This is a genomic window from Flavobacterium sp. 25HG05S-40, assembly GCF_052654735.1.
This window is the reverse complement of the sequence record NZ_CP199750.1, coordinates 1913235-1937685: the sequence shown is the minus strand read 5'-3', so window position 1 is coordinate 1937685 and position 24451 is coordinate 1913235. Positions and strand designations below refer to the sequence as shown.

The window sequence follows — 24451 nt, the reverse complement described above, 5'->3', positions numbered from 1 at the left end:
AGGCGGAATAAAATAGGTCTTTATGTTTCTAGAAAAAGTCAATAAACCAGCGAATATTGCGCTCAAGTATTTCTTGGGATTTGTTATCATCGCTTTCTTTTATTTATTAGGTCAAATTCCTTTAGCCATTGCTTTGATTTCAAAATCCTTCTCTTCCGGTAAACCGATGCCCACGACTGAAGCGGCAATAATGAAATATTTCAGTCCCAATGTGACTTTGGCTCTTATGCTGATGATTTTTGTGTTTACTATGGCAGGAATTATTATTGTAGTTAGATTGCTGCATAAAATGAAGTTGAAAGATATCATCACTTCCCGTGAAAAGATAGATTGGAAGCGGATTTTTTTCAGTTTTAGTATTTGGGCACTCATCAGTTTGGCGACTACGGTGAGCTATTATTTTGCGAGCCCTGAAAATTTTGTGGTCAATTTTAAACCGATTCCTTTTTTGATTTTGGTCGTTATTGCTTTTACTTTATTACCTATACAAACCAGTAGCGAAGAATTTATTTTTAGAGGTTATCTGATGCAGGGATTTGGTTTTCTGGCCCGTAACAGATGGTTTCCTTTACTTGTGACCTCTGCGATGTTCGGCTTGATGCACATTATGAATCCGGAAGTCGAAAAAATGGGCCCTATTATTATGGTGTATTATATTGGAACCGGACTTTTCTTGGGAATCATTACACTCATGGATGACGGCATGGAATTGGCTCTCGGATTTCACGCGGCGAATAACATTATTACGGCTTTGTTGGTTACTTCGGATTGGTCGGCATTGCAATCAGAATCCATACTGAAAGATACTTCTGCTCCTTCTGTAGGATTTGAAATTTTAATTCCAATTATCATTATTTTTCCAACCTTAATTTTTATCTTTAGTAGAAAATATCATTGGACCGATTGGAAAGAAAAACTAACCGGAAAGATTGTATTAAATACCGTTGAACCCACTCAAAATATTGAAAATTATGATTAATCCGACTTACGAGAATGTGCACAATCAGTTTAAACTAAATGGCTTTCATTTGGACAGAGAGGACTTGTGTCGTGTAGCCTATAGCTTTATCAAAGAAGGTGAAGATTTTGAGAAACCTGTTGGCGATTTCCTTTTGGATTGGTTTGACAGCAAAAGTTTTATCGAAATGCAGACTTCGGGTTCTACTGGCGAGCCTAAAACCATTAGTGTAAGTAAACAGGCAATGGTGGATTCCGCCTTGGCAACAGGAGATTTTTTCGAATTGACTCCGGGAAACAAAGCACTGCAATGTTTACCAGTAAAGTACGTTGCCGGAAAAATGATGTTGGTTCGGGCGATGATTTTAGGCTTCGATTTAGAGTTCGTGGCTCCAAGTTCGCATCCCTTGGATAACAGTGAATTCGATTTTGATTTTGTAGCTATGGTACCGCTTCAGGCGCAGAATTCGATATCCGAATTGAAAAGAGTTAAGAAGATGATTGTTGGTGGCGCAGCTATCAATAAAGCCCTGGAAAAACAGCTGTTAAAGTTGCCTACAGAAGTTTATGAAACCTATGGTATGACGGAAACCATTACGCATATAGCCGCCCGAAAGTTGGGTGAAAAAGCGTTTACGGTTTTGCCGAATGTTACGATATCTTATGATGACAGAAATTGTTTGGTCATTCATGCTCCCAGAATTTCCCCGGAAGTCATTGTGACCAATGATATTGTGGAATTACTCAATGAAAATCAATTTATCTTTTTAGGCAGAATGGATAACGTCATTAACAGTGGCGGAATTAAATTGATTCCGGAACAAATAGAGGAGAAGTTGGCCGGTAAAATTCAGCAACGCTTCTTCATTGCGTCGAGACCAGACCAAGAGTTAGGTGAAAAAGTGATTTTGATAGTGGAAGGCGAATCACAGGATTTTGGTGATTCACTCTATGAAGCTTTAGACAAATATGAAAGACCTAAGGAACTACTATTTCTTCCAAAGTTTAAAGAAACGCCCACCGGAAAAATCCTGAGAAAAGAGTCCTTGAAATAAAAAAAAAACGTCCTGATAAGCTATCAGGACGTTTTTTGATTTAAAGCAAACAATCATTTAGAATTATAAAGCCATCAAACTAAAAATTAGAATGAGCATTGGCTCCTTTGTTCCAATTTTTTACTGAAGCATCTATAATAACAAACTTTAAAAGTTAGTCTAAGTTACTGATTTTTAGTAAAATATGTATTGTAAATGTAAAAGAATTAGAACTTATTTGTTAACATTGATAAAAAAGTCATTGGTCATTACTTCCAACTCTTCTAGCGAGTTGACTTTAATTTTAGTTTTTGTCCACGAAGTGCTTGGTTTTATTCGGATTGTTTTTCCTTTTACTTTTAGAGCAACAGGCATTTCAAATTTAGTTTCATCGACTTTCCAACGCGTTTGTAGTTTTCCTTTGACGATTTTTAATTCAAGGTTTGGGATATTGGCATGTCTTAGATACTGATTGAAAATAGGCGTCAGGTTCATTCCTGTTTGCGCATTGAAAAAGGCAATGACGCTTTCAGTATCGGTTATTTTATGATGAAAGGTTTCGGAGAATTGCAATAGCGTTTTCCACCATAGTGCATCATTATTGACAATGTGTCTTAAGGTATTGATGAACAAGGCTCCTTTATCATACATATCGGTCGAACCTTCTTGATTGACGCCATACGGACCGATAATAGGACGGTCGTTATCTACATTACTTTTAAGTCCATTGATGTAGCGTTGTCCTTTTTCATATCCATATTGACATTCTACAAAAACGGATTCTGAGTATGTAGTAAATCCTTCATGAATCCACATATCTGCACTGTCTCTTGCGGTAATGTTGTTGCCAAACCATTCGTGTCCGCTCTCGTGAATCGTGATATAGTCAAATAATAATCCGAGTCCCGTTCGTGATCTATCGCTACCTAAATAGCCTTTTAAATACTTATTGCCATAGGCTACGGCGCTTTGATGTTCCATTCCTAAGTAAGGTGTTTCTATCAATTTATAGCCATCGTTGGTAAAAGGGTAGAGGCCAAATTTACTCTGAAAACACTCCATCATCGGCTTTACTTCTTCAAAATGAATTCGAGCCTTCGCTTCATTCTGACGAAGCACGTAATAATCCAAATCCAAACCTTTGTAGGTGTCGTGGATATGTGCATAATCGGCGATATTGACATTTATCGAGTAGGTGTTAATCGGACTTTTAACTTCCCAATCCCAGCGCGTGTAGCCATTTTTTAGGTCTTCGCTTCCTGTAAATCTTCCGTTGGAAACATTCATCAGGCCATTGGGAACGGCAACTTTAATAGTAGCTCCATTATCAGGTTCATCGCTCTGAGAATCTTTGACAGGATACCAACAACTGGCGCCAAAACCTTGACAAGCAACTCCAATCCATGGTTTACCTTGCCCGTCTGTTGTAAATACAAAACCACCATCCCAAGGCGCTTTTTTGGCAATTACCGGTTTTCCCGAATAATAAAAGAGCAGACTTTGTTCTGTTTTCGAAGATAAAGTGGTTGGAAAATCGATGAAAACCGCATTGAACTCGCGTTTGTAATTGAGTTTTTTGGAATTGAAAATAATAGAATCAATTCGCATATTATCAAACAAATCCAATTGGATTTTCGACGTGTTGTCGACTACTCTGAACGTAATCTTATTATAACCCACAATCGATTTTTCTTCGGGGTTTATTTTGATATTCAAGTCATAATGCAGCACGTCAAAACAGGTTCGTTCCGGACGTAATCCGCCTTGAAGGGTATCTTTCCGGGTTGCGGTTTCCTGAGCGGCAATAAACTGAAAACTGCTGATGAGAAGAAAACTAGCGACTATTTTTTTCATAATGGGATGCAATAAATGACAGCAATTAGTAGGATAAGATTTGGATTTGTTACAGCCTCAATTCATACCCTTTTTGGCGACTTTGTGGCATGTTTTTTCATTTTGATTTCTTTGCCACACTTTTTGTGGCATGTTTTTTCATTTTGATTTTTTTGCCACAGTTCGTATTAGGGTTATCCTTTATACCTGAATTACGCCCAAATTAAATTTCTTTTCAATAGGCGAGTGGTTGGCCGCTTCAATTCCCATAGAAATCCAAGTTCTAGTTTCTAAAGGGTCAATAATGCCATCCGTCCATAGTCGGGCTGCGGCATAATACGGAGAGACTTGCGCATCATAACGGGCCTTAATCTTATCAAACAACTCTTGTTCTACCTTTTCGTCAACAGTGGCTCCTTTAGCTTTTAAGGAAGACGCTTCAATCTGCGCTAGTACTTTGGCAGCCTGAGTTCCGCCCATAACGGCGAGTTCTGCGCTAGGCCAAGCAAAAATTAATCTTGGGTCATACGCTTTTCCACACATGGCATAATTTCCGGCACCATAAGAGTTTCCGATGACTACCGTAAATTTAGGCACCACAGAATTCGCAACAGCATTCACCATTTTAGCACCATCTTTAATAATGCCACCATGTTCGGATTTGCTTCCGACCATGAATCCGGTCACGTCTTGTAAAAATACTAACGGAATTTTCTTTTGATTGCAATTGGCAATAAAGCGCGTAGCCTTGTCAGCAGAATCAGAATATATAACACCACCAAACTGTATTTCACCTTTCTTAGTTTTCGAAACCGTACGCTGATTGGCTATTATTCCCACAGCCCAACCATCTATTCTGGCATAACAGGTAATGATGGATTTGCCATAATCGGGTTTGTACATATCCATTTCGGAGTTGTCTACCAAACGTTTGATGATTTCCATCATGTCGTATTGGTCGCTTCTTGATTTTGGAAGAATGCCGTAGATGTCTTTTTCTTCTAAAGCAGGTTTTTGAGAGGTTTCTCTATTGAATCCCGCTTTTTCGTAATCGCCAATTTTCCCGACAATGCTTTTGATACGGTCTAAGGCATCTTTATCGTCTTTGGCTTTATAATCGGTTACACCCGAAATTTCGCAGTGTGTGGTGGCACCACCTAAAGTTTCGTTATCAATATTTTCCCCAATGGCTGCTTTGACTAAATAGCTTCCCGCGAGAAAAATACTTCCGGTTTTATCCACAATCATCGCTTCATCGCTCATAATAGGAAGATATGCGCCACCGGCAACACAGCTACCCATTACGGCTGCAATTTGGGTAATGCCCATACTGCTCATAATGGCATTGTTTCGGAAGATACGTCCAAAATGTTCTTTATCCGGAAAAATTTCATCCTGCATTGGTAAATACACTCCGGCAGAATCTACTAAATAAATGATGGGAAGTCGGTTTTCCATGGCAATCTCCTGTGCGCGAAGGTTCTTTTTTCCGGTAATTGGGAACCAAGCTCCAGCTTTTACAGTAGCATCATTAGCCACTACGATGCATTGTTTTCCTTTGATATAGCCCATTTTAACAATCACTCCACCAGAAGGACAGCCACCATGTTCGGCATACATACCGTCGCCTACAAAAGCACCAATTTCAATGCTGTTTGCTTTGGGATCGAGCAAATAATCGATACGTTCACGTGCTGTCATTTTCCCTTCTGAATGTAATTTTTCGATGCGTTTTTCTCCACCTCCGAGTTTTACTTTGGCAAAGCGTTGCTTTAAGTCGGTCAGTAAAAGTTTGTTGTGATCTTCGTTTTTATTGAAGTTGATGTCCATGGTTTATGTCTAAATTTCCCTGATTAATTATTCTATTAGTAACTATTGTTGAACAAACGAACTAAAGTTTGTGTACCTGAAGCCCACAGGGCTTTTATTCCGCTGTGCTCCATACTGTTCGACCTGAAGTCTCGAGTCTCCTCTTAATCTCAAATGTTTTTATTGAAGTTGATGTCCATGGTTTATATCTAAATTTCCCTGATTAATTATTCTATTAGTAACTATTGTTGAGCAAACGAACTAAAGTTCGTGTACCTGAAGCCCACAGGGCTTTTATTCCGCTGTGCTCCATACTGTTCGACCTGAAGTCTCGAGTCTCCTCTTAATCTCAAATGTTTTTATTGAAGTTGATGTCCATGGTTGTATATTTGTGCTGGATTTAGTTGGGGCTAAAATACGAAAACGTTTTCAAAGATAATACTCGAATTTAAGAGTAGCATTTCAGAATTGATTTGATCCGTAAAACGGCATCAATAGCCCCGATTGCAATGGCATCCTTTTTCCTTTGAAAAAGGAAAAAGATAGAATGGAAAGCGGGACAGCACGTCCTGAAAAACGGGATGTGGTGCTTCTGAAAAGGCATTAATGGTAGCTCAAAGCAATGTTAACAAATTGTAAAGTCTATTTTTATCAAATGGCGTATATGTTAATATTCACTTAACATTAGATGAATACATTTGCACCATTAAAACTACACAAAATGTCTTTAAACAGTATTTTCCAATTTTTAGTTCCGAAGGACAAAAAGTTCTTTCCTTTATTTGAGCAGGCAGCAGCAGGTTTAATTTTATTGGCAGAAACCCTGCATGAGGCGGTGAATGCACCGAAGCTAGAGCGAGAAGAGTTTTTTAGAAAAATTGAAGAACTTGAGGCTGAAATTGAAGAAATCACACACAAAACACACTTAGAGTTAAGTAGAAATTTTATCACTCCATTTGACCGCGAAGATATCCACTCATTGATCAAAGCGATGGATAACGTTGCCGACAATATGCACGGTGCTGCTAGTAGAATGCGTTTGTATCAGGTAGAAAAAATCACAAAATCGATTCGTAAATTAACAGAGATTAATTTGGAAGCTTGTCAGCTAATTGGTTTGGGTATCAAAGAATTAAAAGCGATGAATCACAAGGCCATTAAAGATACTTGTAAAAAAATCAACAAGTTGGAGAGCAAAGCAGATTCGGTTTTTGACAAAGCGGTGGCGGATATTTTTGAAAATGAAACGGATGCTAAAAACGTTATCAAGTACAAAGAAGTACTTTCTGCCCTTGAAATGGCTTCTGATAAATGTAAAAGTGTTTCCAACGTAATGGAGCAAATTTCAGTTAAACACTCATAAATAAAAGCACTCAGTTGACAGTGGTTAGGCATCAATCTGAACACTACAATCTGAACGCTGAACACTCATAAATAGTATGACTTTACTAATTATCATTATAATTCTGGCGTTAATATTTGATTATATTAATGGTTTTCATGATGCGGCCAATTCTATTGCTACTATTGTTGCTACGAAAGTACTGACACCATTTCAGGCGGTACTTTGGGCAGCACTTTTTAATTTTATGGCGTATTGGGTTTTCGGTTTCGGAGTTGCCGATACTGTAGCGAAAACGGCGCATACTAGTAGTATCGATTTAGTTGTAATATTGGCCGGAGTAATAGCGGCTATTATTTGGAACTTATTAACGTGGTGGAAAGGGATTCCATCTTCCTCTTCCCATACTTTGATTGGTGGATTTGCTGGTGCTGCGATTGCACATGGTTTTAGAGACGTTACCGACCCGGAACACGCCGGATTTAAAATTGTAAACTGGCTAAAAGATGCTAAGGAGGGAGAATTACTTCCTTCTGGAGTATTGATTGTAATCTTATTTATCGTTTTTGCACCGCTACTTGGGATGATCATTTCTTATTTCATTTCTTTATGGTTAATGTATTCCTCAAGAAAAAATGTTTGGCCTAAAGTTTTGACGGGAGTTTTGATGGTGTTAGTAGGGTTGTTTTTATATTCGGTATTGGTACCTTATGAAGATATAAAAAAGCCAAGGTTTGATAGTCCTTTTTGGAGTGTTGTCACGGAGCCTCATAATATTAAATGGTTTTTAGTAGCTATTATTTTTTACAGTTTAGCCATATTTAATTTGTTCTTCAGCAGTCTGTCTACTGCCAAGGCAGAGCGCGTTTTGAAAAAGATGCAGTTGTTATCTTCTGCAGCTTTCAGTTTGGGTCACGGAGGAAACGATTCTCAAAAAGTAATGGGTATTATTGCCGCTGCAGTAGCGGTTTATATAAAAACCAATCCCAATATTGATTTGTCAGCGGGTTGGTTGGATTTGAATGTAGTGTTACCTTCCGATAAAGATGGCGTTCATGTTGATGGTGTTATGCCAAGTTGGATTCCACTGACGTGTTATACGGTAATTGCTTTAGGAACCTTGAGTGGCGGTTGGAAGATTGTAAAAACCATGGGTTCTAAAATCACTAAAGTAACCGCATTTGAAGGCGTAGTAGCGGAATCTGCAGGTGCATTAACCTTATTTTCTACAGAACATTTTAAAATTCCGGTTTCTACAACACATACTATTACAGGTTCTATCATTGGTGTTGGAGTAACCAAAAGAGTTTCAGCAGTACGTTGGGGTGTAACCGTTAAGCTTTTGTGGGCTTGGGTGCTTACTATTCCTATCTCCGCTTTAATTGCCATGCTCATTTATTACTTACTTAAAATGTTTTTATAGTATAGTATTCCCAATTTAATATCACTCCTAATGAAGCTTTCATTAGGAGTTTTTTTTGCTAATTAGTATTTGGAATTAAACACTTTTTTTCAAGCTATTTCATTAATCCTTTGTAAGTAAGGCTTGAGAGGTTTTCAATGTTAAGTTTTTAGTTGAAATGAAAACTTAACATTGGCGGATTGAATTTAACAGTATTTTTGTTAACATAAAATTTACATTGAATTAACGTTAAATCTATAATAACAGATATTATCATGATAAAAAGAGGCGTACCCGCAAACAAAGAGGTTGTTGCTGATGCAAATAAAGAGCAAGCTATAGTTAGTACCAATACTGATGTAGCGTCTGAAGTTCCTGCAAGTGATGTTAATGAATCTGAGGTGAAGCCAGCACCTTCAACTCCTGCACGTTCACGAAACAGAGCGGCAACAACAACTACTGCAAGAGTAAAAACTGCTGCAACCACACGAACAAGAACCGCAACACCAGCGGTAAAAAATGAAGTTAAACCGGAAGTAGTTGTGGATAAAGCAATACCTTCCAATCAAGAAAACGTAGCCACTATGAAAGATTCGGACAAAGAAAAAGAGCAAAAAGCTAAGGCAAAAGAAAAAGAGAAAAAGGATAAAGCCAAGAAAAAAGAGAAAGCCAAAAAAGAAAAGCAAAAAGAGAAGGATAAAGAGAAAAAGAAAAAAGCTAAAAAGAAAAAAGCGGAGAAAGCCAAAAAACAAAAAGCTAAAGCAAAAGCTAAAAAGGCTGAGAAAGCAAAGAAAAAATCTAAATCCAAAAAGAAAAAATAGTACTTCCAGGAGTACAGCAACCGACAGCCAAGCTGTCGGTTTTCTTTTTTTAACTCGAACATATTTCATAAGTTTGTGCCCGAAACAACACCCACTTACTACATGAAAAAATCATTGCAATTATTCGTATTGCTATTCACTGTATCTCTTTATTCTCAAGTAACCATTCAGCAGACCAAACAAGACAACGATATTAAATTATCAGCTTTGCCCTATTACAGTTTCGGGAAAGGAATCGGAATTACATCACCGGATAGTTTATTTCAAATGAATATAAGATTCAGAATGCAGAATAGAGTAACTTATATCGAAGAAGATGGAGAAAACGGAGCTTACGATGGTCAAATTAGACGTTTGCGATTGCGTTTTGATGGTTATGTAGGAAGCCCAAAATTTCTTTACGCCATACAATTATCCTTTGCTCCCGGTGATGTTGGAGAAGTTAAGGATGGCGAAAACATTAATATTATTCGCGACGCCGTAGTATTTTATCGTCCCAATAAAAACTGGAACATCAGTTTTGGGCAAACCAAATTACCCGGAAACCGTCAAAGGGTGAATTCATCTGGAGGTTTACAATTAACAGACAGAACCATCAACAACGCTAAATTTACTATTGATAGGGATTTTGGGTTTCAAGTTCACAACATGAACGAATTCAAAGACAAATTTTCTTATAACATAAAAGCGGCCGTTTCCGGAGGTGAAGGAAGAAATCAAACCGGTAAAGCCGATGACGGAATTGCAGTTACTGGTAAAGTGGAGTTGATGCCTTTTGGAGCTTTTGCTAAAGACGGAACCTATTTTGAAGGAGATATTATTCGGGAGAAAAAACCAAAGTTATTATTATCTGGAGCATTTCAACAAAATAATCATGCGCAACGAACGCAAGGGCAGCTTGGAAACGACTTATTTGAGCGAAGAACGATGAAATCAGTTTTGCTGGACGGAATGTTGAAATACAATGGCTGGGCGGCGATGATGAGTTACATGTCGAGAACAACCAATGAAAACGCCGTAACGATTAATCCTGATGATGTAACCGAAAGCAATTATGCTTTTGTGGGTAACGGATTTGATTATCAAGTAAGTTATAACACCAAAACCAATTACGAATTCATCGGAAGGTATTCTCTTCAGAAAGTGGGAAAAGACATTCAGTCCTTAGCTCCCAATACGAAAGAATACAGTATCGGAGTTACTAAATATATTTGGGAACACTCTTTTAAAGTCCAAACTGAACTTACGTACGACACTTTAGATTTTAACGATGGAACGACTAAGAACAATTGGTATCTGCGCTTTCAGGTTGAAATCGGAATTTAATTTATTGTTTGCTTAACAACTGTTCGCTTCTTTATTCTTTACTTTTATAAAAAATTAAATCATCTTATGAAAAGTAAATTAGGATTATCTTTAGCTCTAATACTGTTATCATTTACAGGAAATTCGCAATCGAAAGCTATCGCATCAAAAGAAATAACCTATAAAGATGGTGCTCAGATATTGAGCGGTATTAGTATTCAACCAACCAAATTCTTAAAGAATAAACCTGGAATTTTAATTCTTCCGGCATGGATGGGCATTCAGAATCACGAAAAGGATGTCGCAACGATGTTAGCCGGAATGGGTTATATGACTTTTATTGCTGATATTTATGGAATCGATCAACGTCCGGCCAATACAAAAGAAGCGGGAGCCAAAGCTGGGTATTTCAAGAAAAACATTAAGGAATATCAAAACAGAATTCAACTCGCTTTAGACCAATTGGTACAACAAGGTGCCAACCCGGACGAAATTGTGGTCATAGGCTATTGTTTTGGAGGAACGGGAGCGATTGAAGCTGCTCGAATCAATATGAAAGTAAAAGGCATCGTATCGTTTCACGGTGGCTTGGGTCGCGATGAAACCAGAACTATTGATACGATTACGCCAAAAGTACTCGTGCTTCATGGTGCGGATGATTTTTTTGTTCCAAAAGAAGAAATAGAACAATTCCAAACCGAAATGCGTACAGCGAAAGCCGACTGGCAAATGGTGTATTATGCCAATGCAGTTCATGCATTCACCGAAAAAGGGGCTGGAAATGACAATTCCAAAGGAGCAGCCTACAACGAAAAAGCCGACAAACGGTCGTGGCAGGCGATGTTAGATTTTTTAAATGAGGTTTTGTAAAATTCGGAATAAACAAATCAAAAGCCCAAAACAGTTTACTGTTTTGGGCTTTTGATTTTCTATAAAATACAAAAGTCGATCTGGAGCGATCGACTATTGTGGTGAGGTGTAACTTCCTTTCGGAATCCTCGATGCAAATATATGTTTAAATTGTGAATGGTGAATTGTAAATGGTGAATTATTTTATCTTTAATTTACAATTCATCATTTACAATTCATCATTTACAATTCACCATTATTTAGAGTCTTTTACCAATCGTTTTAAAATGGCCCATTGTTTCATGGCGTCACGCGCTTCAACAGCGGGATAACCCAAAACCGTTTTTCCAGCTTCTACATCGCTTGCAACTCCAGAACCAGCACCAACCATAGCTCTGTCGCCAATAGTTACGTGGTCTCTAATTGAGGCACTTCCGCCAATGACAACACCATTTCCTAAGGTAACTGATCCAGCCAAACCTGAATTTCCAGCCATAATACAGCATTTTCCAAGTTTGGAATTATGACCAATTTGAACCAAATTATCAATTTTGCAGCCATCACCAAGAATGGTGGAACTGAATTTTCCTCGGTCCACACAAGAGTTGGCACCGATTTCAACACCATTGCCAATGATTACATTTCCGATTTGCGGAATTTTAACCAATCCTTTTTCTGGACAAGGTCTAAATCCAAAACCGTCAGCGCCAATGGTACAATTAGGATGTAAAATACAATAAGCACCAATATGGCAACGTTCCCGAATTACCGATCCCGACCAAATGGTTGTATTTTTTCCAACACTGCATTCGTCAAGAATAGTAACGTTTGGATAAATAGTTACATTTTCTCCAAGCTGCACATTCGGGCCGACATAGCATCCAGCACCGATACGGGTTCCGTTTCCAATACTAGCCGATTTGTCAATCACCGCAGTAGGGTGAATGTCCACTTCAAAAACAGGTGGAGCAGGAGCAAAGAGTTCGAGTACGCGAGACATGGCAATATCGGCATTCTTTACTTTAATAAAAGCGCGATTTTTGCCAGGATCAATAGCAATATCTTCATTGACAACTGCCACACAAGCTTTGGAAGTTGCCCAAGATTTTTCATACTTTTTATTGCCAATAAATGAAATTTCAGTTTCAATGGCGGTTTCTAATTGTTCGGGAGCGGTAATTTTACAGGAGGTAGAACCAACGATTTCGCCTTGCAAAATGGTGTTGATTTCCTGAATGGAATATGAATTCATAGGTTTCTGGTTAGGAATAGTATCCAAATAAAGAGATTTGAATTTGAATTTCCTAAAAAAAGATAGTTAAATATGCAGTTAGTATAATTTGGGTATTGATTTCGCAATTGCGTTATTTCCTTAATTTTTTAAACGCAAAAGGCACAAAGAAATAGCTTTGTGCCTTTTGAAACATTTATGGTTTATTTTTACTAAAAGAGTTTTATTAAAAACTATTCTTCCCGTTGTCCCATCATCATGAGATATGCTTTTAGGAATTTGTCGATGTTGCCATTCATTACGCCATCAACGTCGCTGGTTTCGAAACCGGTGCGCACATCTTTTACCAGTTTATAGGGTTGCATTACATAGTTTCGTATTTGGGAACCCCATTCAATTTTCATTTTGCCAGCTTCAATATCAGCGCGTTGTGCTTGTTGTTTTTTTAATTCGATTTCGTATAACTGCGAACGAAGCATCTGCATCGCACGTTGTCTGTTGTCTTGTTGCGAACGGGTTTCTGAGCATTGAATTTGAATTCCAGTTGGTTTGTGCACCAATTGTACTTTGGTTTCCACTTTATTGACGTTCTGGCCACCGGCACCACTGGAGCGCGAGGTTGTAATTTCAATATCGGCCGGATTGATGTCGATTTCGATACTGTCATCTACCAAAGGATATACATAGACTGACGCAAAAGACGTATGGCGTTTGGCATTGCTGTCAAAGGGAGAAATACGCACCAAACGATGCACACCGTTTTCACCTTTTAAATACCCAAAAGAATAGTCGCCTTCAAATTCTAAAGTAACGGTTTTGATTCCGGCCACCTCGCCTTCCTGAAAGTTCAGTTCTTTGATTTTGTATCCTTCTTTTTCGCCCCACATCATGTACATGCGCATCAGCATGGACGCCCAGTCGCAACTTTCTGTTCCGCCTGCGCCGGCAGTAATTTGGAGTACAGCACTCAAACTATCGCCTTCATCGGAGAGCATGTTCCGGAACTCCAGATTTTCGATATGGGTGTTGGTCAAGTCGAATTGCGTGTCCAATTCTTCTTCGGAAGCGTCGCCTTCTTTGAAGAATTCATAGGTGATTTGTAATTCTTCGGCAAGGTTTTCTGCTTTGACAAAATCTTCCACCCATTTTTTCTTGGAGCGTAAGTTTCGGACAAGGATTTCGGCTTCTTTGGCGTTATTCCAGAAGTCAGGCGCAAAGGTTTTTTCCTCTTCGTTGGTAATTTCTATAAGCTTGGCATCAATGTCAAAGATACCTCCTCAACGCACCAAGGCGTTCTACAATACCTTTAATTTGTTCGGTATTTGTCATAAATAATGTAGTTTTGTGGTTTACTATAACCCTAGCCCCGATTGCAGCGAGCTACCATGTAGCGCGGAAAGCGGGAAATAGCTTCGAATTATAAAAACAAAAGTAAGCTTTACAAACAGAATATGGAAATAAATTTAATCAGCGATACCGTTACCAAACCTTCAACAGAAATGCTTCAGGCGATGTTTCATGCCAAAGTGGGCGACGATGTATTTAAGCAAGATCCGACGGTAAACGAGTTTGAGCGTATTGTAGCTGATTTATTTGGGATGGAAGCTGCGTTGTTTTTTCCAACCGGAACGATGGCCAATCAGACGGCGATTAAGCTAAATACCAATCCGGGAGACCAGATTATTTGCGATAAATGGTCGCATATTCATTTGTATGAAGCTGGAGGCGCTTCGGCAAATAGTGGTGTGAATTTTAATTTATTGGACGGACATCGCGGCATGATCACTGCGGAGCAAGTAAAGGCTGGCATCAATGACCCCGAGTTTTATCATGCGCCTTTATCTAAAATGGTTGGGATTGAAAATACGACCAATAAAGGCGGTGGCGCGTGTTATAACATAGAAGAATTAAAGAAAATCAAACAGGTTTGTAGCGACCATAATTTGAGATATCATTTAGATGGTGCGCGATTGTGGAATGCAATTGTCGCCAAAAAACAGCATCCGAAACAGTTTGGGGAATTATTTGATACGATTTCGGTTTGTTTTTCGAAAGGATTGGGAGCGCCTATTGGCTCGGTTTTACTTGGAGACAAAGAAACCTTGCACAGGGCTTTGCGTGTCCGTAAGATATTTGGCGGTAATATGAGACAATCTGGTTATTTGGCTGCAGCCGGAATTTACGCGCTAAAGCACAACGTCAACCGTTTGGTGGATGATCATAGAAGAGCAAAGGAATTGGCACAGATTTTAGCGAAACTTCCTTGGATAGAAAGGGTAGAAGCTCCCGAAACCAATATTCTGATCTTTGAAGTACGGAAACCGTTGGATGAAAAAACAGTTATCGAAAAATTCAAGGACAAAGGCATTCTTATCAGTTCGATGGGACAAGGAAAACTTCGAATGGTGACGCATCTTGATTACAAACAAGTGTTGCACGAGTATGTTTTAGAGACTTTGGAGAAGATTATACTGTAAGAGACACTATTTAATTTTTTCGATTGCTTCTCTTACTTTTAGTAGGTCGGCTTGTTGTTTTGGACATTCTTGAACGCCTTCAGCATATTTTTCTCTGATGAAATCGTTAAAATCGGTACAGTTTTTAAAGATGTTGAATTCCTGATTTTTTATATCCCAAACGACTCCTTTACGTTTAATATTACCTGAGGCAATGGCACCACCAGCGGCACCACCTACAGCGCCATAAGCCAATCCTTGAGCCCATACATTGGCCAATTCCGCCTCCAGATAGTAGTAGTTTTGTCCGGCCGACTGCACTCTGGTGAAACTATTAGGGAAATCATTCGTTTGCGCTCGGTCTGTTTTGTTTCGGTTATTCAGAATAGCCTGAATTTGGAAGTACAAATGACCTTTGTAGGAAATGGCAAAAATATTTTTAACCTTTTCATCCGAACTGGCATAATAAAAGAAACAATTGTCTTCGATGGTATTTAAAATAGGTTTTTCAAATCCGATTAATCCTTTGGCAACAATGTTTTCTTTGGAGCTCGGTGTTTGCGCTTGGAAGTCTTTTAGAGTGGCATAGATACCGTCCGGAACTAATTTTAGGCGTTTTGGAAATTCTAATTTTTCCTTTTCCTCGTCTTGTTTTATTTTGTTTTGAATAAACAATCTTTTTTCTTCTTCGGCGGTAATTTTCTGTTGTTCTTTTAGCTTTTCAACCAAAGTTCGGTTGGTAAACAAAACGGAGTTTTTATCGTCGTAAACATACACTACCTCACTAATATTGCTTTGCGTTTCGATTCCGGTTGCAACATCGATATAATTAAATTTTCCGTCAATGAGTTTTACATCATTACAGGCAATATATCTATCGTCAGTTAAGACAATGGTACCCTTTTTTGTAAGTGTGTTTTGGCTGAATACTACATTTGAACTGCAAAGCAGTAGGCCTAAAAAAATAAAAAAGCTTTTCATTATTGCGATAGATTATTTAAATAAATCCATTCCGGGAATATTCGGCATGCCATCTTTAGCAACTGCTGCCAGCTCTGTTTCATTTACATTAGTGGCTTTTTCGATGGCTTTATTGATGACCAAAATCAGATAATCTTCTAGTTGCTCTTTATCTTGTAAAAGGCTTTCATCAATGGCAATAGTTTTGATTTTTCGATTGGCAGTCAGCGTAACTTTCAACAAGCCATCATTGCTTTGTTCATCAATTAAAACGGTGTCCAAACGCAGTTTTGTTGCTTCAATTTTTTGTTGGGTTTCTTTGAGTTTTCCCATCATGTTCATCATATCGCCAAACATAAATAAAGTTTTAAAGTTAGGTTGCTAAGGTATGAAATACTGTTAATTTCTAAGTGCAAAACTTCCTGTAAAAACAAAAAACACCATCTGTATAATGAGTATTTTTGTAGCATATAATCATAAAAATACTAATGTCAAAAGCCATTCCACCGCCCAAAGCGAAAATACTACCGAAACAACTCGAAAAACACGGACATATTCGAACCGATAATTATTATTGGTTAAACGAAAGAGAAAATCCGGAAGTCATAGCTTATCTTAATCAGGAAAACGATTATTACCAACAAGCTACAGCTGATTCCAAAGAATTTCAGAAAGAGTTGTTCGAAGAAATGAAGGCGAGGATTAAAGAAGATGACGAGTCGGTTCCGTATTTCTACAATGGGTATTACTATATTACGCGCTTTGAAAAAGGAAAAGATTATCCCATTCATTCCCGTAAAAAAGGGAGTCTTGAGGCTAAAGAGGAAATTATGTTTGACTGCAACAAAATGGCTCAAGGCTTTACCTATTTCAATTTAACTGGATTAAGTATCAGTGAAGATAATACGATGGCTGCTTTTGCTGTAGATACCGTTTCGAGAAGACAATATACGATTCAGGTTAAGAATTTGATTTCGGGTGAACTGCTTCCGGTTAAATTAGAAAATACCACAGGTGGCTCCACTTGGGCGAGTGATAATAAAACTTTATTTTATTCAAGAAAAGATGAAGTGACGCTTCGTTCGGATACGATTTACAAACATAAAATAGGTACAACAGCGGATCAGGATAGTTTGGTTTATTTTGAAAAAGATGAAACGTTTGATGTCTCGGTTTACAAATCGAAATCCAATAAATACCTGATTATCAATTCGAGCAGCACGATGACGACTGAATATCAAACAGTATTGTCGGCTACGCCAGATGCTAAGTTCAAAGTATTTCAAAAAAGAACTCGCGGATTAGAATACATGATTTCTCATTACGGAGACCATTTTTATATGGTAACCAATAAAGATAAAGCGACCAATTTCAAATTGATGAAAACGCAAGAAGCCTTTACATCAAAAGAACATTGGGTGGATGTGATTGCGCATCGCGATGATGTTTTGTTGGAAGATATTGATATTTTTAAAGAGTATTTGGTGGTTTCGGAACGGTGTAACGGATTGAATACCATTCGGATTATGCCGTGGAGTGGGAAAGGGGAATATTATCTGCCTTTTGGAAGCGAAACCTATATGGCCTATACTACTACGAATATTGATTTTAATACAGAGATCCTGCGCTATAGCTATCAGTCATTAGCCACTCCGGCTTCGGTAATCGATTTCAATATGAAATCGAAAGAGAAAACCATATTGAAAGAGCAGGAAGTTTTGGGAGGAAAATTTGATAAAAATAACTACGCAGAAGAACGCATTTGGGCCACCGCCAAAGACGGAACGCAACTACCAGTTTCTATGGTTTACAAAAAGGGAATCCAGAAGAATGGTAAAAATCCTTTGCTTTTGTATGCCTATGGTTCTTATGGAGTAACGATGGATTGTCATTTTTCAAGTGTACGGTTGTCGCTTTTAGACCGTGGGTTTATTTTTGCCATTGCTCATATTCGGGGTGGAGAAGACTTGGGAAGAGCATGGTATGATAACGGCAAACTGTTGAAAAAGAAAAATACATTTACTGACTTTATTGATTGCTCCCAATTTTTAGTATCTCAAGAATATACTTCAACCGAGCATTTATATGCCGAAGGCGGTTCTGCCGGCGGATTATTGATGGGTGCTATCATCAATATGGCACCAAATTTGTACAACGGAGTCATAGCACAAGTGCCTTTTGTGGATGTAGTGACAACGATGTTAGATGATACTATTCCGTTGACAACAGGAGAATATGATGAATGGGGAAATCCTAATGTGAAAAAATATTATAACTATATGCTTTCGTATTCACCTTATGATAATGTAGTGGCACAAGACTATCCTAACTTGTATATTTCTACAGGTTTGCACGATTCTCAGGTACAGTATTGGGAACCAGCAAAATGGGTCGCTAAATTACGCGTTTTGAAAACAAATAATAATAAATTATATTTGGATACTAATATGGATGCGGGTCACGGCGGTGCGTCAGGTAGGTTTGAAGCCCTAAAGGAAATCGCCAAAGAATTCAGTTTTTTATTAGATTTAGAAGGAATAAAAAAATAGTTTAAAAAATTTTACTTAAATTTGCAGAGTTTTGGGGTATCTAATACCACGCTCCAAAATATTGCTTGACTAATTTATTTTATGAAAGAAGATATAAAAGCTCACGATAATGTACTAGGTCTAATAGGGAATACTCCACTAATTAGACTTAACAAAATCACCGAATCTTTACCAGGAAATTTTTATGCTAAGGTTGAAGCTTTCAATCCAGGTCACTCCACCAAGGACAGAATCGCATTATATATTATTGAAGAAGCGGAAAGGCAGGGAATTCTATCTCCTGGTGATACCATTATTGAGACTACTTCGGGAAATACCGGATTTAGTTTGGCTATGGTAAGTATTATCAAAGGTTACAACTGTATTTTGGCGGTTAGTTCAAAATCGTCTAAAGATAAAATAGATATGTTACGCAGTTTGGGTGCCAAGGTATATGTTTGCCCAGCACACGTTTCAGCTGATGATGAGCGCTCTTACTACAATGTTGCAAAGCGTTTACACGAAGAGACTAAAGGTTCAGTTTACATCAATCAGTATTTCAATCAATTAAATATTGATGCTCATTATAAAACTACAGGTCCGGAAATCTGGGAGCAAACCAGTGGAAAGATTACACACCTTGTAGCTTGCAGCGGAACTGGAGGAACTATATCTGGAGCCGCGAAATTTTTAAAAGAAAAAAATCCAAATATCAGAATCTTAGGGGTAGATGCTTTTGGTTCGGTCTTGAAAAAATACCATGAAACCAAAGAGTTTGATGCTGAAGAAATTTATCCGTATCGAATAGAAGGTTTGGGTAAAAATCTTATTCCAACAGCTACCGACTTTGATTTAATAGATCATTTTATGAAAGTAACCGACGAGGAAAGTGCCCATACTACTCGCGAAATTGTAAAAAGAGAAGGATTATTTGTAGGATATACTTCAGGTGCAGTAATACAAGCTATTAAGCAGTATGCTGCGGAAGGAGAATTTGATGCTAACAGTAATGTTATCGCTATTTTCCCTGATCATGGTTCGCGTTACATGAGTAAAGTATTCAGTGATGACTGGATGAACGAACAAGGTTTCTTTGACAGTATCAATGCAGAAGAAGCACAGAAAGTGGAATTTATTAAATAGACTTTTAGATTTCAGAAAGTTAGACATATAGCTATAAAAAACCTCCGAAGTAATTCGGAGGTTTTGTTTTTGATACAATATATGATAAGGTTATTAAATTAGTTTAACGATAAAATCAACAGCCAACCCGATAAGAACCGTTACAAAGAATAAAACGATTCCCCCTAAAAAATAGGCAAGGATTGCTTTTAGATAATTTATAATTTTCTTTTTATCAAAAAATTGCGCCACCACAATTACAGGATATAAAACGGTGGTCGAAATCAGTAGAATATTGTTGGCCGTCTGATGGAGTAAGCTATGAAAGGGTAATAACATTCCCACGATGAGCATTCCCTGACCAAAGGCAAAGCACATTAATGTCATTATTTCGAAAAAATTATAGCTGTATTTTTTAAAAAATAATTGCACCCAAAACGCAATGAAAAAACTTCTGATAAGATAGGTGTATGCAAAATGTTTTGCCTGCCAATTTTGTAAAACGTCTACTGTCGACCCTGCAAAGTAACTTTCTTCAGTGTTAAGTGGCACTACAGGCTTAAAGTAGTTCTGAATGAGTCCGTAGATAAGTCCACAAAGGACCAAAAAAGCAAATGGCTTCATGTGTTTACTACGATTCACCAAAATAAATTCCCTGATGCTATCAGCTGGTCTTAAAAACAGCTCTCTTACGTTATATAAAAACCCTTTCTCAATATGAAACAAATGAAAGAGTTCATGGGATATGTAATGACTGTTAATCCTTTTGATTTTGGCTGGATTTCCGCAATGGGAGCAATAGTTTTCACTTATCTGATGGTCGCAGTTTTGGCAATGTGTCATTTTAAATTATTGGCTTTTATGGGATTAAGGTTTGCTTTTTATAAACTTAAATTCAAATATAATAAAAAACGCCAAGCAAAGCTCAGCGTCAGAAATCTTATAATCTAATAAATGTAATTACTCCTGCATCGTGTGATAGACGTTCATTACGTCATCGTCTTCTTCAATTTTTTCTAAAAGTTTCTCTACATCGGCAACTTGTGCTTCAGTAAGTTCTTTGGTGATTTGCGGGATTCTTTCAAAACCTGAAGATAGAATCTCTAAACCTCTATTTTCCAGTTCTTTTTGGATAGCACCAAAACTTTCGAAAGGCGCATACATTAGGATACCGTCTTCTTCATCGGCAAAAATTTCTTCCACACCAAAATCAATCATCTCCAATTCTAATTCTTCTACATCTTGACCTGCAGCCGGAATACGGAAATTGCACGTATGGTCAAACATAAATTCTACAGAACCTTGTGTTCCCATAGTTCCGTTACACTTGTTAAAATAACTTCTGATGTTGGCAACAGTTCTGTTGTTATTATCGGTAGCGGTTTCGATTAGAATGGCTATGCCGTGTGGTGCGTACCCTTCAAATAGAACTTCTTTATAGTTTGCTGTGTCTTTGTCGGTAGCTTTTTTAATGGCACGCTCAACGTTTTCCTTCGGCATGTTAGCAGCCTTGGCATTTTGCATAACCGCACGTAAACGTGAGTTGGCTTCAGGGCTTGGACCACCTTCTTTTACAGCCATTACAATATCTTTTCCAATACGAGTAAACGCTTTAGCCATAGCAGCCCAACGTTTCATTTTTCTTCCTTTTCTAAATTCGAAAGCTCTTCCCATTTCTTATTTTATTTATTCATTTCGTGCGGTGCAAAAATACTTTTTTCAATCAAAATAACAAATACTAATTTAGTCAACAGGAACGTGACTTGAGATAAATTTCTCTCCGCCGTTATTCCAATCATTCAGCATAGTGTTTTTCTCCTGAAAATTGACAGTATTTAATTTGTTGTAATTATCAATTTCTTTATTTACCTGTTTTACCATGGCATTATAGTTATCGATTTCCTCTTTGCTGCGGTCGCTGGCTTTTTTGGCTTCCAATGTTTTTTTAGCATTTTCAAATTTGTCGTTAAATAGGATAAAGTCTACCATTTTCGGAACGTACTGTTGTGCTTCCTTTTTATAAAACTCCAAGGCTTTTTTAGTAATGGTAATCATGGAAGAATCGCCTTGGTATGGTTTGATGGCCTTAAGTTTTTCCAAACCTTCATTAACATATTGTGTTAGCGTATTTGCATTTTGCTGGATAGCACTTAGGTCTTTATTCTTAATAGCATTGTCTAAATTGGCATCGGTAAAACTTACTTTAAAGAAAATCAGATATAAAGCCGTATGATAATCAAAAACTACGTTGGATACCTTAATTTTTTGTGCTAGTTCAGAATTACCTTCAGTAACCGTAATGTTGTTTTTCAGAGCAAAGGAATTGAAGGCATTGTTTACCTTTTCATTTTCAACATCTAATTTTTCATTAATCAAATCTCGCATTACTAAATACGCTTCCATAGCATCATAGGATTGTTCAGCTACTTCCTGCATATCGATGAGCTTGTCATATTCTTCATTGATATTCTTTTTACAGATATCCAAGTACTGTAGCACTTGATCTTTATAAGCAACATCGCCTTTAAAACCTTCTTTTAGGGCACTGATTTTCTTTTGTGCGACATCAATGCTTTTGACCAATTGTTTTCGGGTATTGTCAATGCGTCGTGCACTTTTTGAATGAGCAACCGCAGTTGTATATTTCCAGGTGCTTTTTGAAATCAATGACTGTTCTTTTTCAATAAAGGTCAGATAATCCACTGCCGATTTAAATTCTTGGGCAGACAACGTCATGTTTACCGTAAAAAGAAATAGTAGTACTCTTAATTTCATAAATTATTGATTTAGATCATTTATTATATTGATGGCTTCAAGAACAGGAAAATTACTTTTAAGCGCCTTAATTTTTTCAGTATTGCTGCTTTTTAAGTAGTCGTCAAATTCTTGGTATTCTATGTCAACCGAATTGCGTTCTACAGTAATCGGATATTGTTTTTCAGACAATTCTTTTATCGTTACCCAAAGCGAATTCATTTTATTTACATCGGTAAAAACGTTGTTAAATTCCAATAGGATAGGAGCTAACGAACCGTCATAAAGCTTGTCGATAACTTCATTTAAATCCGAAATAACCTTAGCATCAGCATTAGCTTCAACTCGTTTTTTACTGTTTTCTATAGCGGTATTTTTTAACGGATTTGAAAAAGCTGTAAAACGAGAAACGCCTTCAATGACATCATTTTTCAAAGCTGTTTTGTAATCGGTTTCTCTTGGCATTTGACCTTCAAAGAGCAGCGGAATTTTTACATCTGGAGTAATACCAATGGTTTGATTGCTTTTTCCGGTAATTCGGTAAAACTCTTCAATGGTTAACTTAACAAACTCGGTAGGATTGTCTTCAAAACTAAGCGGATAAATTCGCTGCATCGACGCTTTTCCAAAAGAAGGTGTTCCAATAACCACAGCTCTACCATAGTCTTGCATGGCATTAGTATAAAACTCGCTTGCCGATGCCGAAAAACCATTGATTAACACAACAAGTGGACCCGAATATACACTTCCCCTGTTGGGATCTTTTAAGGTTTGTCTTTGCTTTTTTCTATTATTCATTATGGCAACCGGACCAGCATCAATAAATGCTCCAGTTAATTTTACGGCTTCATCCATTGAACCACCACCATTATTCTGAACATCTATAATGAGCCCACTTATTTTATCTTCCTGAAGCTTGTAGATTTCTCGGATAACATCATCGCTTACATTGGTTTTCCCGTTTTCAAATTTGGCATAAAAACTCGGAATTCTAATGTAGCCGATTTTGCTGTTTTCTTGTTTTAAAATATAGCTGTACACGTTATTGTCATAGTCTTTCATGACCTTTTTGGTAAGTTGGACGTTGTATAGTGCTCCACTTTTCTTGCGCATGGTGAATTCGGCATTTTTATATTCGCCAGAACTAAAGATGGTTTCTACTTTTTGCATAGAAGCACAGGCAATATTGTATTCTTCGTTCAAGTATTTGATTTTGATAATTTGATCACCTTCGTCAATTTTTTCGGTAAAGTAGGCCGAACTTCCGGGAATAACCTGATCGACAATGATTTCATCTTTGTCATTAATCGAAATCAACATTCCAAAAGTGAGATTGTCAGCACTTACCGCCGATAAAAAGCTCGATTTATCACTTTCTGAAAAATATTCGGTGTGCGGATCAAAATAATGGCAAAAGGCTGCGAAAAACTTTGAATTGAATTCTTGTTGCGTTAACTGAAAACTGGCACTTTTACAAGCAAAAGTTTCAAATATCTTGTCTTTGGAAGTTTTGGTGAGTTTGTCAAAATTAGCTACAAGTGAATCTTTATTTTTACTTATTTCCGAAATGTCTTTTAGAATATGAAACAAGATTCTCTTTTTGTAAAGCTTTTTGAGCTCTGTTCCGTCTTTTACATAAGGGAACGCTTTTTTTGAAAATTGAATCGATTCGGAACTTTGAAAAGCAAAAGGTTCTTTTTTGATAGCTTCTATAGTGCTACTATATCGCTCTACCGATGTCGTATAGGCTTTGTAAAATTCATTTAAAAAATCACAGTTTTCACTCTTGACATAATCATCAATTTTAAAACGATGTTTCTTAAGTTGATTGATTTCGAGTTCCGTTAAGAGTCGGTTATCATCATCCAATTCCTTTAAAAAAGCATCATATACTGAAACAGATAAGCTATCGTCAACCGCTTTTGATTTATAATGTTGTTCCTGGATAAGCAAATTGATTCTTGTTAGCGTCTCACATGGATTTTTATCGGATTGCCCGAATACAAATAGAGGAAGTGCTAGTACTAAGAAAACAATTTTTTTCAAGA

The 24451-nt window shown here is 37.5% G+C and carries 21 protein-coding genes and 1 pseudogene; 11 read left to right on the top strand and 11 right to left on the bottom strand.

Features of this window, described 5'->3' with window-relative positions:
• Nucleotides 1-22: 22 nt before the first annotated feature.
• Together ACULEU_RS08405 and ACULEU_RS08400 are read left to right on the top strand one after the other, a co-directional pair.
• The gene (locus tag ACULEU_RS08405; protein WP_445452155.1) at nt 23-979 is read left to right on the top strand and encodes a lysostaphin resistance A-like protein; all 957 of its coding nucleotides are present in this window, start codon (nt 23-25) and stop codon (nt 977-979) included.
• Nucleotides 972-2012, top strand: a complete 1041-nt coding sequence (locus ACULEU_RS08400) for an AMP-binding protein (protein WP_445452154.1) — start codon at nt 972-974, stop codon at nt 2010-2012. The genes ACULEU_RS08405 and ACULEU_RS08400 overlap by 8 nt, the downstream gene beginning before the upstream one ends.
• Before the next feature lie 213 nt (nt 2013-2225).
• Here the strand turns inward: ACULEU_RS08400 and ACULEU_RS08395 are convergent, their stop codons facing one another.
• Nucleotides 2226-3845, bottom strand: coding sequence for a M1 family metallopeptidase (locus ACULEU_RS08395; RefSeq protein ID WP_445452153.1), 1620 nt, complete (start codon nt 3843-3845; stop codon nt 2226-2228).
• Nucleotides 3846-4025: 180 nt separating this feature from the next.
• Complete coding sequence (locus ACULEU_RS08390) at nt 4026-5654, bottom strand: acyl-CoA carboxylase subunit beta (RefSeq protein ID WP_445452152.1); 1629 nt, start codon at nt 5652-5654, stop codon at nt 4026-4028.
• Between the two features lie 700 nt (nt 5655-6354).
• On the opposite strand from ACULEU_RS08390, the gene ACULEU_RS08385 reads away from it, so the two are divergent.
• From ACULEU_RS08385 to ACULEU_RS08365, 5 genes are all read left to right on the top strand, one after another.
• The gene (locus ACULEU_RS08385) at nt 6355-6996 is read left to right on the top strand and encodes a DUF47 domain-containing protein (protein ID WP_445452151.1); all 642 of its coding nucleotides are present in this window, start codon (nt 6355-6357) and stop codon (nt 6994-6996) included.
• A gap of 76 nt (nt 6997-7072) precedes the next feature.
• Nucleotides 7073-8398, top strand: coding sequence for an anion permease (locus tag ACULEU_RS08380; protein ID WP_445452150.1), 1326 nt, complete (start codon nt 7073-7075; stop codon nt 8396-8398).
• Between the two features lie 254 nt (nt 8399-8652).
• On the top strand, nt 8653-9198 hold the full coding sequence (locus ACULEU_RS08375) for a hypothetical protein (protein WP_445452149.1): 546 nt from the start codon (nt 8653-8655) through the stop codon (nt 9196-9198).
• Between the two features lie 102 nt (nt 9199-9300).
• A complete protein-coding gene (locus tag ACULEU_RS08370; RefSeq protein WP_445452148.1) occupies nt 9301-10524 on the top strand; it encodes a porin in 1224 nt (407 codons plus the stop codon).
• 66 nt (nt 10525-10590) lie between these two features.
• Nucleotides 10591-11373 (top strand): dienelactone hydrolase family protein, encoded by a 783-nt coding sequence (locus tag ACULEU_RS08365; protein WP_445452147.1) that lies wholly within the window; start codon nt 10591-10593, stop codon nt 11371-11373.
• Between the two features lie 235 nt (nt 11374-11608).
• Here ACULEU_RS08365 and lpxD read toward each other — a convergent pair whose 3' ends face one another.
• Entirely contained in the window at nt 11609-12604 is a 996-nt protein-coding gene (gene lpxD / locus ACULEU_RS08360) for a UDP-3-O-(3-hydroxymyristoyl)glucosamine N-acyltransferase (RefSeq protein WP_445452146.1), read from the bottom strand.
• Nucleotides 12605-12816: 212 nt separating this feature from the next.
• Nucleotides 12817-13912, bottom strand: a protein-coding gene (gene prfB, locus ACULEU_RS08355; RefSeq protein ID WP_445452145.1) for a peptide chain release factor 2 whose coding sequence is annotated in 2 segments (ribosomal slippage) — nt 12817-13848 and nt 13850-13912 — 1095 coding nt in all. Because the reading frame shifts where the segments join, the coding sequence is not laid out codon by codon here.
• A 122-nt stretch (nt 13913-14034) separates the two neighbouring features.
• Between prfB and ACULEU_RS08350 the strand changes: the two genes are divergently transcribed.
• Nucleotides 14035-15060, top strand: coding sequence for a threonine aldolase family protein (locus tag ACULEU_RS08350; protein WP_445452144.1), 1026 nt, complete (start codon nt 14035-14037; stop codon nt 15058-15060).
• A 6-nt stretch (nt 15061-15066) separates the two neighbouring features.
• Here ACULEU_RS08350 and ACULEU_RS08345 read toward each other — a convergent pair whose 3' ends face one another.
• The gene (locus ACULEU_RS08345; RefSeq protein WP_445452143.1) at nt 15067-16020 is read right to left on the bottom strand and encodes a hypothetical protein; all 954 of its coding nucleotides are present in this window, start codon (nt 16018-16020) and stop codon (nt 15067-15069) included.
• Nucleotides 16021-16032: 12 nt separating this feature from the next.
• Nucleotides 16033-16356 (bottom strand): YbaB/EbfC family nucleoid-associated protein, encoded by a 324-nt coding sequence (locus ACULEU_RS08340; protein WP_445452142.1) that lies wholly within the window; start codon nt 16354-16356, stop codon nt 16033-16035.
• A 131-nt stretch (nt 16357-16487) separates the two neighbouring features.
• Between ACULEU_RS08340 and ACULEU_RS08335 the strand changes: the two genes are divergently transcribed.
• Nucleotides 16488-18548 carry a S9 family peptidase gene (locus tag ACULEU_RS08335; RefSeq protein WP_445452141.1) on the top strand — a complete coding sequence of 687 codons (2061 nt, stop codon included), beginning with the start codon at nt 16488-16490 and terminating at the stop codon, nt 18546-18548.
• A gap of 81 nt (nt 18549-18629) precedes the next feature.
• A complete protein-coding gene (locus ACULEU_RS08330; RefSeq protein ID WP_445452140.1) occupies nt 18630-19670 on the top strand; it encodes a PLP-dependent cysteine synthase family protein in 1041 nt (346 codons plus the stop codon).
• A 93-nt stretch (nt 19671-19763) separates the two neighbouring features.
• Here the strand turns inward: ACULEU_RS08330 and ACULEU_RS08325 are convergent, their stop codons facing one another.
• Complete coding sequence (locus tag ACULEU_RS08325; RefSeq protein WP_445454885.1) at nt 19764-20273, bottom strand: hypothetical protein; 510 nt, start codon at nt 20271-20273, stop codon at nt 19764-19766.
• Nucleotides 20274-20291: 18 nt separating this feature from the next.
• Nucleotides 20292-20375: pseudogene (locus tag ACULEU_RS08320) on the bottom strand (DUF3667 domain-containing protein); the annotation flags it as partial.
• Between ACULEU_RS08320 and ACULEU_RS08315 the strand changes: the two are divergent.
• Nucleotides 20376-20600 carry a hypothetical protein gene (locus ACULEU_RS08315; RefSeq protein WP_445454884.1) on the top strand — a complete coding sequence of 75 codons (225 nt, stop codon included), beginning with the start codon at nt 20376-20378 and terminating at the stop codon, nt 20598-20600.
• A gap of 9 nt (nt 20601-20609) precedes the next feature.
• Here ACULEU_RS08315 and ACULEU_RS08310 read toward each other — a convergent pair whose 3' ends face one another.
• The 3 genes from ACULEU_RS08310 to ACULEU_RS08300 all read right to left on the bottom strand — a co-directional run bounded on the left by ACULEU_RS08310 (nt 20610) and on the right by ACULEU_RS08300 (nt 24449).
• The gene (locus tag ACULEU_RS08310; RefSeq protein ID WP_445452139.1) at nt 20610-21323 is read right to left on the bottom strand and encodes a YebC/PmpR family DNA-binding transcriptional regulator; all 714 of its coding nucleotides are present in this window, start codon (nt 21321-21323) and stop codon (nt 20610-20612) included.
• 69 nt (nt 21324-21392) lie between these two features.
• Nucleotides 21393-22424, bottom strand: coding sequence for an LIC11966 family surface protein (locus tag ACULEU_RS08305; RefSeq protein ID WP_445452138.1), 1032 nt, complete (start codon nt 22422-22424; stop codon nt 21393-21395).
• Between the two features lie 3 nt (nt 22425-22427).
• Nucleotides 22428-24449: a S41 family peptidase gene (locus ACULEU_RS08300; RefSeq protein WP_445452137.1), complete on the bottom strand. Its 2022-nt coding sequence runs from the start codon at nt 24447-24449 to the stop codon at nt 22428-22430.
• Nucleotides 24450-24451: the final 2 nt, after the last annotated feature.